Source organism: uncultured Campylobacter sp. (genome assembly GCF_938045405.1).
Taxonomy (GTDB): Bacteria; Campylobacterota; Campylobacteria; order Campylobacterales; family Campylobacteraceae; genus Campylobacter_B.
This window is the reverse complement of record NZ_CALIMW010000198.1, coordinates 1-12613: the sequence shown is the minus strand read 5'-3', so window position 1 is coordinate 12613 and position 12613 is coordinate 1. Positions and strand designations below refer to the sequence as shown.

18 protein-coding genes and 1 tRNA gene are annotated in these 12613 nt (G+C 49.3%); all 19 read left to right on the top strand.

What is annotated here, in order from left to right; genetic code table 11:
* Nucleotides 1–179: translation initiation factor IF-1 (gene infA / locus Q0140_RS07640; protein ID WP_297963452.1), on the top strand; the 179-nt coding region annotated here is incomplete at its 5' end.
* A 172-nt stretch (nucleotides 180–351) separates the two neighbouring features.
* Nucleotides 352–465 carry a 50S ribosomal protein L36 gene (gene rpmJ / locus Q0140_RS07635; protein WP_005869855.1) on the top strand — a complete coding sequence of 38 codons (114 nt, stop codon included), beginning with the start codon at nucleotides 352–354 and terminating at the stop codon, nucleotides 463–465.
* Between the two features lie 3 nt (nucleotides 466–468).
* The gene (gene rpsM, locus Q0140_RS07630) at nucleotides 469–837 is read left to right on the top strand and encodes a 30S ribosomal protein S13 (RefSeq protein WP_005869856.1); all 369 of its coding nucleotides are present in this window, start codon (nucleotides 469–471) and stop codon (nucleotides 835–837) included.
* Between the two features lie 10 nt (nucleotides 838–847).
* A complete protein-coding gene (gene rpsK / locus Q0140_RS07625; RefSeq protein WP_177387174.1) occupies nucleotides 848–1240 on the top strand; it encodes a 30S ribosomal protein S11 in 393 nt (130 codons plus the stop codon).
* An 18-nt stretch (nucleotides 1241–1258) separates the two neighbouring features.
* Nucleotides 1259–1885, top strand: a complete 627-nt coding sequence (rpsD, locus tag Q0140_RS07620; RefSeq protein ID WP_005869858.1) for a 30S ribosomal protein S4 — start codon at nucleotides 1259–1261, stop codon at nucleotides 1883–1885.
* Nucleotides 1886–1896: 11 nt separating this feature from the next.
* Nucleotides 1897–2922 carry a DNA-directed RNA polymerase subunit alpha gene (locus Q0140_RS07615; RefSeq protein ID WP_177387178.1) on the top strand — a complete coding sequence of 342 codons (1026 nt, stop codon included), beginning with the start codon at nucleotides 1897–1899 and terminating at the stop codon, nucleotides 2920–2922.
* Entirely contained in the window at nucleotides 2923–3279 is a 357-nt protein-coding gene (rplQ, locus tag Q0140_RS07610) for a 50S ribosomal protein L17 (protein WP_005869862.1), read from the top strand.
* A gap of 87 nt (nucleotides 3280–3366) precedes the next feature.
* Complete coding sequence (locus Q0140_RS07605; RefSeq protein WP_297963448.1) at nucleotides 3367–3870, top strand: L,D-transpeptidase family protein; 504 nt, start codon at nucleotides 3367–3369, stop codon at nucleotides 3868–3870.
* Between the two features lie 507 nt (nucleotides 3871–4377).
* Nucleotides 4378–4644, top strand: coding sequence for a NifU family protein (locus tag Q0140_RS07600; RefSeq protein ID WP_297963446.1), 267 nt, complete (start codon nucleotides 4378–4380; stop codon nucleotides 4642–4644).
* On the top strand, nucleotides 4634–5182 hold the full coding sequence (locus tag Q0140_RS07595) for a histidine kinase (RefSeq protein WP_297963444.1): 549 nt from the start codon (nucleotides 4634–4636) through the stop codon (nucleotides 5180–5182). The genes Q0140_RS07600 and Q0140_RS07595 overlap by 11 nt, the downstream gene beginning before the upstream one ends.
* Nucleotides 5160–6470, top strand: coding sequence for a UDP-N-acetylmuramoyl-L-alanyl-D-glutamate--2,6-diaminopimelate ligase (locus Q0140_RS07590; RefSeq protein WP_297963442.1), 1311 nt, complete (start codon nucleotides 5160–5162; stop codon nucleotides 6468–6470). Before Q0140_RS07595 ends, Q0140_RS07590 begins: the two co-directional genes overlap by 23 nt.
* Nucleotides 6471–6486: 16 nt before the next feature.
* Nucleotides 6487–6834, top strand: coding sequence for an aspartate 1-decarboxylase (gene panD, locus Q0140_RS07585; protein ID WP_297963440.1), 348 nt, complete (start codon nucleotides 6487–6489; stop codon nucleotides 6832–6834).
* 2 nt (nucleotides 6835–6836) lie between these two features.
* Nucleotides 6837–7166 (top strand): YbaB/EbfC family nucleoid-associated protein, encoded by a 330-nt coding sequence (locus tag Q0140_RS07580; protein WP_297963438.1) that lies wholly within the window; start codon nucleotides 6837–6839, stop codon nucleotides 7164–7166.
* 591 nt (nucleotides 7167–7757) lie between these two features.
* The gene (locus tag Q0140_RS07575) at nucleotides 7758–8609 is read left to right on the top strand and encodes a polyprenyl synthetase family protein (RefSeq protein WP_297963436.1); all 852 of its coding nucleotides are present in this window, start codon (nucleotides 7758–7760) and stop codon (nucleotides 8607–8609) included.
* Between the two features lie 3 nt (nucleotides 8610–8612).
* A complete protein-coding gene (tkt, locus tag Q0140_RS07570; RefSeq protein WP_297963434.1) occupies nucleotides 8613–10541 on the top strand; it encodes a transketolase in 1929 nt (642 codons plus the stop codon).
* Nucleotides 10542–10568: 27 nt separating this feature from the next.
* Entirely contained in the window at nucleotides 10569–10979 is a 411-nt protein-coding gene (locus tag Q0140_RS07565) for a GyrI-like domain-containing protein (RefSeq protein WP_297963450.1), read from the top strand.
* Between the two features lie 88 nt (nucleotides 10980–11067).
* Nucleotides 11068–11223: a hypothetical protein gene (locus Q0140_RS07560; RefSeq protein ID WP_297963432.1), complete on the top strand. Its 156-nt coding sequence runs from the start codon at nucleotides 11068–11070 to the stop codon at nucleotides 11221–11223.
* A gap of 162 nt (nucleotides 11224–11385) precedes the next feature.
* Nucleotides 11386–11473, top strand: a tRNA-Ser gene (locus tag Q0140_RS07555).
* A gap of 35 nt (nucleotides 11474–11508) precedes the next feature.
* The gene (locus tag Q0140_RS07550) at nucleotides 11509–12057 is read left to right on the top strand and encodes a GrpB family protein (protein WP_297963431.1); all 549 of its coding nucleotides are present in this window, start codon (nucleotides 11509–11511) and stop codon (nucleotides 12055–12057) included.
* The last annotated feature ends 556 nt before the right edge of the window (nucleotides 12058–12613 follow it).

Below are 12613 nucleotides of genomic sequence, written 5' to 3'. Positions count from 1 at the left end.
TAGAAGCGCTGCCGAACGCGACTTTTAAGGTTGAGCTAGACAACAAACACGTGATTTTATGTCATATCGCTGGCAAGATGCGGATGCACTACATCAAGATAATGCCGGGCGATCGCGTAAAAGTCGAGCTGACCCCTTACAGCCTCGATAAAGGCAGGATCACCTACCGCTATAAGTAAGGATAAAGTTAAATTTAGATATACTCGCGATTTTGCGACTAAACTGTAGGAAGAAGTGTTTTCAAAATCCCCACTATTTTGAAAACAGTTGGTTTGATACTTTCGCTTTTGAAATTTCATTAAACCTAGGTGCAGTTTGCATTTAAAGTGGAGAAAATTTTAGGAGAGTGGAATGAAAGTTCGTCCATCCGTTAAGAAAATGTGCGACAAATGTAAAATTGTCAAGCGCAAAGGTGTTGTTCACGTTATTTGTGAAAATCCAAAACATAAACAAAGACAAGGATAAGTTATGGCTCGTATCGCAGGTGTAGATCTACCAAAGAAAAAAAGGATTGAATACGGACTAACTTATATCTACGGTATAGGTTTATTTACGTCGAGAAAAATTCTCGATGCGGCAGGAATTTCTTACGATAAAAGAGTCGCCGATCTGAGCGAAGATGAAGCCGCCGCTATCAGAAAAGAGATCCAAGAGCACTATATGGTCGAAGGCGATCTTCGCAAACAAGTGGCTATGGATATAAAAGCGCTTATGGACTTGGGCGGCTATCGCGGCTTAAGACACAGAAAGGGCCTTCCTGTTCGCGGTCAAAAAACAAAAACGAACGCCAGAACCAGAAAAGGCAAACGTAAAACCGTCGGCGCGGCAGCTAAATAAGGATTGAGATATGGCACAAAAAAAAGTAGTTAAGAAAAAAACCGTCAGAAAAAATATCGCCAAAGGCATAGTTTACATCTCCGCTACGTTTAACAACACTATGATTACCGTAACGGACGAGATGGGCAACGCGATCGCGTGGAGCAGTGCGGGCGCTTTAAATTTTAAAGGCAGCAAAAAATCCACCCCTTATGCGGCGCAGCAAGCCGTCGAGGACGCGCTAAACAAAGCCAAAGAGCACGGCATCAAAGAGGTAGGCGTCAAAGTTCAGGGTCCGGGAAGCGGACGCGAGACTGCCGTTAAAAGCGTAGGTAGCGTAGAAGGGATTAAAGTTACATATTTCAAAGATATCACTCCTCTTGCGCACAACGGTTGCAGACCGCCTAAACGACGTCGCGTGTAATTATAAAAGGAGAAATTTATGGCTAGATATACAGGACCGGTTGAAAAATTAGAAAGAAGGCTCGGCGTCGATCTATTTATGAAAGGCGAGAGAAGGCTTGCGGGCAAGAGCGCGCTTTTAAAACGCCCTTACGCTCCGGGTCAGCACGGACAAAGACGCGCTAAACTAAGCGAATACGGCTCACAGCTTCGCGAGAAACAAAAGGCTAAATTTATGTACGGCGTAAGCGAGAAACAGTTCCGCAGACTATTTGCCGAAGCGGCTCGCAGAGAGGGCAACACCGGAGCGATTTTGGTTCAGCTTTTAGAGCAGAGGCTAGATAACGTCGTTTACCGCATGGGCTTTGCTACGACTAGACGATTTGCGCGCCAGCTCGTTACGCACGGACATATCTTGGTAGACGGCAAGCGCGTCGATATCCCTTCATACAGCGTTCGCGCAGGACAAAAGATCGAAGTGATCGAGAAGAGCAAAAATAACCCGCAAATTTCAAGAGCGCTGGATCTTACTGCACAGACCGGCATCGTAGCGTGGGTAGATGTAGAAAAAGAGAAAAGATACGGAATTTTTTCTAGAGTTCCGGAGAGAGAAGAAGTTGTTATTCCTGTAGAGGAAAGATTTATCGTAGAGCTTTACTCGAAATAGTAGGTGCTAATATGAGAAAAATCACAACATCAGCTCATATGCCAACTGAAATAAAGGTTGAGAATGTCAGCGAAAATGTTGCTAAAATCATAGCATATCCCTTTGAAACGGGATATGCCGTCACTCTAGCTCATCCTTTACGAAGGTTACTTTATACGAGCACGGTCGGTTTTGCGCCGACTGCGGTTAAAATAGAAGGCGTAAGCCACGAATTCGACAGCATGCGCGGCATGCTCGAGGATATGGCGGCTTTTATCATAAATTTAAAGGGCTTAAGGTTTAAAATCAAGGGCGATTCCCTACGCGAGGTCGTAGAATACAGCTTTAAAGGACCTAAAGAAATTTACGGCAGCGACCTAAATAACGACGCCGTAGAGATCGTAAATCCAAGCGCCTATCTGGCTACGATAAACGAGGATGCCGATCTTAAATTTACGCTCATCATCGAAAAGGGTATCGGCTACGTCCCAAGCGAAGAGATCAGAGAAAATTTAGACGCTGATTTTATCGCGCTGGATGCATTTTTTACCCCGGTAACCAAGGCCGTTTACGATATCGAAAACGTATTTGTAGAGGATAATCCCGACTACGAGAAGGTGGTCTTTACGATTACTACCGACGGTCAGATCAGCGCGATAGATGCGTTTAAAAACGCGCTTGAGGCGATGTATCAGCAGCTGGCGGTTTTCAAAGGTATCGTAAATATCAGCGCTGCCGATACTTTCGGTAGAGCTATCCCTGCAAATTCCGAGTTTGCAAAGCTTTTTGAGAGCGTTAGCAATCTAAGCTTAAGCGCGCGAAGCTTCAACTGCCTGGATCGCGCGGATATTAGATTTATCGGCGAGCTAGCGATTATGGAGGAGAGCGAGCTTAAAGACCTTAAAAATTTAGGTAAAAAATCGCTTGAGGAGATCAAGGCCGTAATGGAGGAGATCGGTTATCCTATCGGCAACCAAGAGCTCGGCGATAAAAAAGAGCAGCTAAAACGCAAGCTTGACGAGCTGAAGGCCCAAAGACAAAAGAATGAAGGACAATAAATGAGACATAATCACGGATATAGGAAGCTAGGGCGTACTTCGTCTCACCGTGCCGCCCTGCTTAAAAATTTAACCATCGCTTTAGTTACTAGCGGCAAGATCGAAACCACGCTTCCTAAGGCAAAAGAGCTAAGAAGCTATGCCGAGAAGCTGATCACTCGCGCGCGCAAGGGCGACAGCGAGGCGCATAGATTTGTTTTCGCGGCGCTTCAAGATAAGGCTGCGACAAATAAGCTAGTCACCGAGATCGCTCCAAAATACGCAGGCGTAAACGGCGGCTACACTCGCATCATCAAAACCCGCCTTCGCAAGGGCGACGCCGCAGAGATGGCTTATATCGAGCTAATCAGCAAATAAAATTTCGGGATCACTCCCGAAATTTCTTCTATGAAATTTAAAGCTTTACTCCCGCTTATTATCGTCGCTGCGGGCCTAGCGTGGGCATTGGACAATTATCTTAGCTACAAAAATATCGAAACGATCAATTCTGAAATTTCGCTAAAGCAGGCATTGGGCGGCGAGCAAATCTCTAAAATCCGCGTCTATAAATCCAAACGAATTCTTGAAATTTTAACCTCAAAAGGCGTCGCGAAAAGCTACAAAATCGCTCTCGGACGCGAGCCAGAAGGACATAAAGAAGTTCAAGGCGACGGCAAAACCCCGGAGGGCAACTACACCATAAACGGCAAAAATCCAAACTCGGCGTATCATCTAAATTTAGGCATCTCCTATCCGAACAAAGCCGACGTAGCGCACGCAAAATCCCTCGGCAAGAGCGCAGGCAGCGATATCAAAATCCACGGGCTACCGAATAAATTCAGCTACCTAGGGCAGAGTATCGCGGCGTTCGGCGACTGGACGGAGGGCTGCATAGCGCTCGTCAATGACGATATGGACGAGCTTTTCGAGCACGTGAAAATCGGCACGCCGATAGAAATTTTGCCGTGATTGCACGCACCCGCGCTGAAATTTCACAGCCGTGATCGATATAAAACATAGCGTAAATTTCATCTACGAGCTTTAAATAATATTCGCCGCCCAGGCTTTTGTAGTCGCGAAATTTGCGATTGAAAGCAGAATTGTTTTTATAAAATTTAATCGTATCGGTACTTGTCCTGATTAAATTTAGGAAGTTTGCTTAAAATTTCCTCTCCCGCTCAAGCAAAATTCATCCCAAATATAGCTCCCGACCGGGCTAAAATTTCATCCCAAATTTATGGCGCAAATAGGTCAAATTCAAATATATGTGAGCTAGATAATTCGCAAACTTTATCCTTACCGGATCGATAAAATTTTAAAATCATAGCTCAGCCGTCCGCGCTGCATAAATTCTTTACAACCTACGGCGCAAAATCCACGCTCCTAGCGCAAAATTCCAGATTAAATTTCATCCCCGATAAGCCTTTTTTTATCGCTTTTGGATATAATTCGCCAAAACCAAAACAAGGAATTTTAATGATACCATTTAGCGATGAAGAGCTTCTAGCTCCGGTACAAGGCAGCTTGGAGCTAATCCGACCGATGCTGCAAAACGACGGCGGCGATATGAAGCTTTTAGGCATAAAAAACGGCGTCGTCTATGTCCGCCTTACCGGGCATTGCCACGGCTGCGCCGCAAGTGCGCAGACCCTAAAATACGGCGTCGAGCGCCAGCTTCGCATGGATATTCACCCCGAGCTTAGCGTCGTAAACATCCCCGAAGGCGAAGAGTTTGAACTATAAAAAACTGGGGCTAAAGGCCTTTTCGCGCGGAGAATTCGAACTTGCGAAGCTATATTTTTCGCTCGCATACGAAAAAAGTGGCGAGGAGGAAATTCTATTTTTGCTTGAACTTTGCCAGACCGCGATGGCAGACCGCGAAGAGGCGCTTATGCTCTTTGATTTTTACAACCTCAGCCCAAAAACTCACACCGCGGAGCTTTTTAAAATTTTAAACTCCATTAATGAAAAGATCGCGAATGAAGCGGCTTCCGAACCCGGCGCCGAGGACGAGATCGCCGTTATCGCCTATGCCGATTTTATGCGAGCGGTAGGTCAAAAGGGCTTTAAAGACGCCTTCGAATCGATCATTTTTTCCTCCAAAATCGCCATTTCGGACAAAACCGAGATGATAGAATTTTTAGAAAATTTGATAGAAAACGGCTACTACGAAATGGGGCTTAATTACGTCGAGAGCTCGGCCGCCGCGTATGCAGGCGATGAACGCTTCGAAGCGCTGATGCAAAAAATCAAAAATCATGAAAATACGACTCGAAAATAGCTTTATCACCGATAACTCCGCCGAGTGCGAGGCGGGCTGCTTTTTTATGCACACTGACGCGAACGCTAAATTTGAACCCGAAGCGGCGCAAAAAGGCGCGCAGATCATCTCTATCGCGCAAGCAAAGGAACTTTTAAAGATCGATCCGCGCATCAAAATCGTAGGCATCACCGGTACGAACGGCAAGACCACGACCGCGGCGGCGATCTATTCGACGCTGCTGGATCTGGGCTTTAGCTGCGGCTTAAGCGGCACGCGCGGCGCCTTCATAAACGAGCGCAGAATCGACGAGAAGGGGCTTACGACGAGCTCAGTTTTTAAGACGATGAGCTATCTTTACGAAGCCGGCAAGCAGGGCTGCGAGTACTTCGTTATGGAGGTCAGCTCGCACGCAATCGCACAGAACCGCATCCAGGGGCTAAATTTTGCGCTTAAAATTTTTACGAATTTGAGCCAAGATCATCTCGATTATCACGGCAGCATGCAAGAATACGCCGCAGTCAAGAGCTCGTTTTTTGCGGACGACGCGCCAAAGCTCATAAACGCCGACGACGGACACATTAAATTTAACCCCGCAAACGCCCTTACCTACGGCATAAAAAACCCCGCGAGCTTTGGCGTGAGCGGATACGGGCTAAAGGGCGGCATCGACGCGCTCGTGCGCACTCCAAACGGCGATAATGCGCAGCTGCAAAGCGATCTGATCGGCGAGTTTAATCTCTACAACCTTACCGCAGCGTTTGCGGCGGTTAAAATTCTGACCAAGCTGCCGAACGAAAAGATCGCAAAAGCCCTGGCAAACTTCGGCGGCGTCGAGGGTCGCGTGCAGATCGTAAATAAAAACCCGCTTGTGATCGTCGATTTCGCCCATACCCCAGACGGTATCGAAAAGGTGCTAAACGCACTGCGCACAAGCGGCGAGATCATCGCGGTTTTTGGCGCGGGAGGCGATCGTGACCACGGCAAGCGTCCGAAAATGGGCGCTATCGCCGAGCACTTTGCCAAAATTTGCATCGTCACGAGCGATAATCCGCGCAGCGAAGAGCCGAGCGAAATCATCGAGCAGATTTGCGCCGGTATGCGCCGAAAGGATAAAATTTTAAAGATCGCGGATCGCAAAGAGGCGATCGCGCACGCGCTAGATCTTGCCAAAAACGGCGAGATGATCGCTATTTTAGGCAAGGGCGACGAGACCTACCAGGAGATCAAGGGCGTGAAGCACCCCTTCAGCGACAAGCAGGTCGTAAGCGAGCTCGTCGCGGCGCGAGGCGGGTCGAATTTAGACTAAATTTAAAGGATAGGTGATGAAAATCGAAATTTTATCAAGCAAAATCCACCGCGCGCGCGTGACGGACGCCAACCTCAACTACGTGGGCTCGGTCACGATCGGACCCGAGCTCATCGAAGCTGCTGGGCTTTGCGAGTACCAAAAAGTCGAGATCCTAAACGTCAATAACGGCGAGCGCTTCGCTACCTACGTGATCCGCGGCGAAAAAAAAGGCGAGATCTGCCTAAACGGCGCGGCTGCGCGTAAAGTCTGCGTCGGCGACGTCGTCATCATCGTGGCTTACGCACAGATGAGCGCCAAAAAAGCGAAAGATTTCGAACCAAAAATCGTGCAGGTAAACGAAAAAAACCAAATAACGGAGTAAAGATGTTTGAAGGAATGGATTTTTCGAAAATGGGGCAGATGCTCGATCAGATGCAGGCCAAGGCTAAGCAGATCGAGGAGGAGAATGCGCGCAAGGAATTTACCGTAAAATCGGGCGCGGGCATGGTCGCCATCAGGCTAAACGGCGCGGGCGAGGTGCTCGATCTAAGCATCGACGACAGCCTTTTTAACGACAAAGAGAGCTTGCAGATCCTGCTAATTTCGGCGATAGGCGACGCGATAAAACTCGTCGAAAATGAAAAGAAAGGCGTCGCAGCGTCCATGCTAGGAGGGCTCGGCGGATTGGGTGATCTGCTTGGCAATAAGGGCTAAGCGTAGTTCAAAAATGGTGAAAATAGGCTTTTTAGAGAGGGCGACTACTTCCCGCCTGGCGAGCGGTTTGGATTTTACGAAGCAAGCGGCTTCTGTAGCGAACTAAATGAAGCCCGATTTTATAAGGCGGCGTTAATTTAGATTTTTGTGGCAATACGGTTTGCATAAAGCACAGCTCGCTTGATTTGACGCGAGGTTATTAAATTTCAACCTTAGCAAATCGGTCAAATTTAATGGGTGGCGTGAGGGCAAATTCTAAAATTTCGGCGAGCTGCTACGCTGCGGCGCAAAGTAAAATTTAGCTCGCACGGCTTAAATGCAAAGCAAGGCGAGCCGTTGCGCGACATCCGCGAGCAAATCGAGCGTAAGATGCGGCTCAAAAAAGCGGAGCATCCTTCGCCTCGCGCACTGCGTAAAGCTAGGGAAATTAAAATTTAAAATTTTAAGCGGCATGATTACTTCTACGCGACGCACAAACGGCTCGCGACAGCAAATTTTAGCTGCGCGACGAAAAGGTATTCGAAGGGCGCGAATTTGCATTCGTCAAGGGCGCGCCCAAGCAGAGTAAATCAAAACCGCAAGGTAGGATCGATGGATATTTTAGAAAAATTTAAAGACTACTTGAAGCGCAACGAGCTGAAGGTGCCGAGCTTTCATCCGTACTTCGAGGAGGCGCTCAATTACATGCTGCAAGCGGGCGGCAAGCACTTTCGCGCGCAGCTGCTGCTAGGCGTCGTTTCGGCAGTGGATGAGCGGCGCTTTGAGGGCGCGCTGGCGATCGCGATGGCGCTTGAGATGATCCACACCTACTCGCTTATCCACGACGATCTGCCCGCGATGGACGATGCAGATCTGCGCCGCGGACGGCCGAGCCTGCACAAAAAATACGACGAGGTCACGGCAATTTTGGTGGGCGATGCGCTAAATACAGACGCGTTTTTGATCGCCGCGAGCGCGAACCTAAGCGACGAGATTAAGATAAAATGCATTAAAACTCTAGCGCGAAACGCAGGCAGCAGCGGCATGGTGCTGGGTCAGGCGATCGATTGCCGTTTTGAAAACAGCCCGTTAAAGCAAAACGAGCTTGAGTTTTTGCATCTGCATAAAACGGGCGCGCTCATCGCAGCGGCGTTTGAGCTAGGCGCCATAATCGGCGGGCTAAAGGACGAGCTCGCGCATGAGCTTTATAAGATCGGGCTGAAGCTAGGTCTTATATTTCAGATCGAGGATGACATCATCGACGCTACGGGCGACGAAGCAAGCGCAGGCAAGCCCGTAGGAGCGGACGGCGCGAAAAATTCCTTCGTAAATTTACTCGGACTTGCGGGCGCTAGAAGCTACAAGCAGCGCCTGATAGACGAAGTGGGCGGCGCGATGGCGGGCTATGATGCGAGCCTACGCGATTTGGTTTTAAATTTGATAGAAAAATACCTGAAAGGATGAAAAATGTCGAGCGAGCAGCTAAGTAAAATTTCAAATACGATCAAATTTCTAAGCGCGGATATGATCCAAAGCGCCAACTCAGGCCATCCCGGCACGCCGATGGGGCTAAGCGACGTAATGAGCGTCTTTATGAGCAAGGTCCGCCACAACCCCAAAAATCCCGCGTGGCTGAATCGCGACCGCGTCGTATTCTCTGGCGGGCACGCAAGCGCGCTCGTGTATAGCTACCTCTATCTTAGCGGATACGATTTGAGTATGGACGATCTAAAAAGCTTCAGGCGCCTGCACTCCAAAACACCGGGCCATCCGGAGATCACTACCCCAGGCGTCGAGATCGCTACCGGGCCGCTCGGACAGGGCGTCGCAAACGCAGTCGGATTTGCGATGGCCGCAAAATACGCCGCGCATCTGCTAAACGAGGAGGGTAACGAGATCATCGATCACCGCGTCTATTGCTTCTGCGGTGACGGCGATCTACAGGAGGGCATCAGCTACGAAGCGTGCGCGCTTGCGGGCAGACACAACCTCGATAATCTAACGATAATTTATGATTCTAATGGCATCACGATCGACGGCAGCACCGATATCGCATGGTTTGAGGACGTGAAAGTGCGATTTGAAGCGCAAGGCTTTGAGGTCGCACGCATCGACGGGCATAATTTCGATCAGATAGAATTTGTCCTTGACGAGGTCAAAAACAAAACTAAGCCCTACCTCATCATCGCAAACACCACAATCGGCAAGGGCGCGCTCGAGCTTGAGGGCACGGCCAAGACGCACGGCGCGCCGCTTGGAGAGGAACTGCTTGCGCGCGCTAAAGCAAGCCTAGGCTTTGATCCAGCCCAAAGCTTCGTCGTAAGCGAGGACGTGCTTTTTGCGACGCGCGCTGCGGTCGAGAAGGGTGATTTGGAGGAGCGGCTTTGGAAGGAGAAGCTTGCGAAGCTAAGCGATGAAAAAAGAGCGCTTTTAAACGAGCTTTTAAATCCCGATTTTAGCAAGATAGAATTCCCTGATTTTAGCGGGCTTAAGGTCGCCACGCGCGATAGCAACGGCAAAATTTTAAACGCCATCGCAAACGCGGTGCCCGGCTTTTTGGGCGGAAGCGCCGATTTGGCGGCGTCGAATAAGACCGAGCTAAAGGGCGGCGGCGACTTTCCTTGCGGCAAAAATTTACACTTCGGCATCCGCGAGCACGCGATGGCGGCGATCGGCAACGCCTTCGCGAGATACGGGCTTTTTATTCCGTTCAGCGCGACGTTTTTTATATTCAGCGACTATCTCAAAACGGGCGCTCGGCTCGCAGCGCTGATGGGCTTGCGCCACTATTTCGTCTTCACGCACGACAGCATCGGCGTGGGCGAGGATGGACCTACGCACGAGCCTATCGAGCAGCTTAGCACCTTCCGCGCGATGCCAGACTTCTACACCTTCCGCCCCGCAGACGGCAACGAAAACGTAAAATGCTGGCGCACGGCGCTTGCTCTAAATGCGCCCGCGGCGTTCGTCTGCTCGCGCCAAGGGCTTGAGCCGCTACCTAAGGCGGTTTTGGGCGACGTGCAAAACGGCGCGTATCTGCTAAGGCAGAGCAAAGAGGCGCAGATCACGCTCATCGCAAGCGGCAGCGAAGTCTCGCTCTGCCTAAAAGCGGCGGCGATCCTGCAAGAGCAAGGCATCGGCGCAAACGTCGTAAGCGCGCCGTGCTTCGAGCTTTTGTGCGAACAGGACGCTGACTATCTGGCGCAAATCCTGCAGGCGCAAACTAAAATTTTAGCCGTCGAAGCCGCAAGCGCGCTTGAGTGGTATAAATTTGCAGACGCGGTACACGGCATGCAAAGCTTCGGCGAAAGCGGCAACGCGAGCGAGCTATTTAAGCTTTTCGGCTTCACCGACGTCACGATCGCAAAGCAGGCGAGAGAGCTTTTAGAGCAGTAACGGAAAGGGCGAAATTTGAGCGAAAAAATCAAAATTTCGTATTTAGACGGATTTAAAATTTACGGGTTAAAAGCCCGCACGAAAAACGCGGACGAGCTAGGTGGAAGCGGCAAAATTCCCGCGCTGTGGGCGGAATTTATGAAAGAGTGCTATGACGGGCAGAGCGAGATTTACGGCGTCTATTACGATTACGAAGACGGCGCCGACGGGCTTTACGATATCTTTATCGGCACCAAAGCGCCCCGCAGCGACGAAGCCTTGGAGATCAAAAGCGGCAAATACGCCGTTTTTAGCTTTCCAAATGAGCCGCAAAACGTAGCAAAGTTTTGGGGCAAAATTTGGAGCTTTTTTGAGGCCGGCGAACTAAAAAGAGCGTTTAGAACGGATTTTGAGTTTTACGGCGGAGACGAGATCAAAATTTTTATCTCGGTTTTGTAGGGCGGCGCATGAAATTTATAAACGGCGAGTGATTTTTCACCGCCGCGACGATGAGCTTTTGCGTAAAATTTCAATCTAAAGGGAGAAAATGGCTCAAATTTCAAACGAGGAGCTTATCAAAACGGCTTGCGATATGATAAACGCCAAACGCTCGGCGCAGCGTATTCGAGGGGCGAAACTCATACGCAAGCACGCTCTTACTGCGCTTGGCGAGCAGCTTTACGCCGCATTTTGCACGAGCTGAAAGACGCGCCGGGTCGTACCTTAAGCCATAGATTTAAAACGAAATCTAAATTTGCGCCGTTAAATTTCAACCCCTGCCCGCAAAATTAGGCGAAATTTCACGCGGAATTTCATTTTTAAATCTGTTATTAAGCCATTTTTGGCTTAAATTACATTTTTATTCGGGTAGATGTCCGAGCGGTCGAAGGAGCGCGCCTCGAAAGCGCGTAAGGCGTCAGCCTTCTAGGGTTCGAATCCCTATCTACCCGCCATTCATTCAAATTTCACCCAATACTTTGGAGTTAAGATGAGCAATAAACTCCTTTCGATGAGCCTGCAGGAGCTGTGGCGGCTCTTTCCGATACGTCTCGTGCCGCACGATCCGCGCTGGAGCGAATACTTTAGGCAGGAGCGCGAAATTCTGCGCGGGCTGCTGCGAGACCCCGGCGAGATCAAGATCCACCATATCGGCAGCACCGCGGTAAGCGGGATCTGGGCGAAGCCGATCGTAGATATTTTGATCGAATGCTCGGATATTGCCGCCGCCAAACAGCGCCTGATAGACGCGGGCTATCTGCTAATGAGCGAAAGTGAGAGCCGCTGCAGCCTAAATAAGGGCTATACCGAAGCGGGATTTGCCGAACGCGTTTTTCACGTGCATCTGCGAAATTTCGGCGATGCGGACGAGATATTTTTTAGAGATTTTTTGCGGGCGAATGCGGATATCGCCGAGCGGTATGAGGCGCTTAAATTAGAACTTTGCAAGCGCTATGAGTTTGACCGCGACGCCTATACTGCGGCAAAAAGCGAATTTGTGCTTAAGCTTACGCGCATCGCTAAAGAAAACTCGAAATAATCGCGCGAATTTGAGCCTCTGTGTATCAGCTCACTCACCAAGAGCGATAAAAATGGCTAAATTTTATAAACGAAATGGGTAGATAGCGCCGCACCTTGCAGATTAGTTTTTATAAAATTTTAATCGTAATTTCAAATTTAAAAGGCGACCGCCCGGCTATCGACAGATAAAATTTTACAAATTCCGCCAGCAGCAAAGTCGCCCATAAAATGCGTCGTATCACCCACATCATATTCAAGCAAAGGCATATCCTCACACCTCGATACAAGTTTAAATTTAAAAGCCTATGAGCCGTAAATTTATACATCCCGCTAAAACATCGGCTCATATACTCGCTAAATTTAAAGTTGCAAAATTTTAAATTCCTCGCCGCCAGCTAGTCGCGCGAATTCCACGTCGAGCGCTTAAATTTAATGATCGCTCTTTAGCCCCGCGCCGCAAAGCGGGATAATGCTATCTCCTTGCAGATCATGGCTTTCTTTGTAGCGCAGATACGCCGCGTAGGTAGCCGCGGTCGTGTGCTCGACGTAAAATCCGCCGCGCGCAAGCGCCGCTC

Excerpts from the sequence above, each read along its gene's own strand:
- rplQ (WP_005869862.1), top strand. The coding sequence starts at position 2,923 with ATGAGACATAATCACGGATATAGGAAGCTAGGGCGTACTTCGTCTCAC.
- rpsK (WP_177387174.1), top strand. The coding sequence starts at position 848 with ATGGCACAAAAAAAAGTAGTTAAGAAAAAAACCGTCAGAAAAAATATC.
- rpsM (WP_005869856.1), top strand. The coding sequence starts at position 469 with ATGGCTCGTATCGCAGGTGTAGATCTACCAAAGAAAAAAAGGATTGAA.
- rpmJ (WP_005869855.1), top strand. The coding sequence starts at position 352 with ATGAAAGTTCGTCCATCCGTTAAGAAAATGTGCGACAAATGTAAAATT.
- Q0140_RS07600 (WP_297963446.1), top strand. The coding sequence starts at position 4,378 with ATGATACCATTTAGCGATGAAGAGCTTCTAGCTCCGGTACAAGGCAGC.
- Q0140_RS07590 (WP_297963442.1), top strand. The coding sequence starts at position 5,160 with ATGAAAATACGACTCGAAAATAGCTTTATCACCGATAACTCCGCCGAG.
- Q0140_RS07550 (WP_297963431.1), top strand. The coding sequence starts at position 11,509 with ATGAGCAATAAACTCCTTTCGATGAGCCTGCAGGAGCTGTGGCGGCTC.
- panD (WP_297963440.1), top strand. The coding sequence starts at position 6,487 with ATGAAAATCGAAATTTTATCAAGCAAAATCCACCGCGCGCGCGTGACG.
- rpsD (WP_005869858.1), top strand. The coding sequence starts at position 1,259 with ATGGCTAGATATACAGGACCGGTTGAAAAATTAGAAAGAAGGCTCGGC.
- Q0140_RS07575 (WP_297963436.1), top strand. The coding sequence starts at position 7,758 with ATGGATATTTTAGAAAAATTTAAAGACTACTTGAAGCGCAACGAGCTG.
- Q0140_RS07560 (WP_297963432.1), top strand. The coding sequence starts at position 11,068 with ATGGCTCAAATTTCAAACGAGGAGCTTATCAAAACGGCTTGCGATATG.
- Q0140_RS07615 (WP_177387178.1), top strand. The coding sequence starts at position 1,897 with ATGAGAAAAATCACAACATCAGCTCATATGCCAACTGAAATAAAGGTT.
- Q0140_RS07580 (WP_297963438.1), top strand. The coding sequence starts at position 6,837 with ATGTTTGAAGGAATGGATTTTTCGAAAATGGGGCAGATGCTCGATCAG.
- tkt (WP_297963434.1), top strand. The coding sequence starts at position 8,613 with ATGTCGAGCGAGCAGCTAAGTAAAATTTCAAATACGATCAAATTTCTA.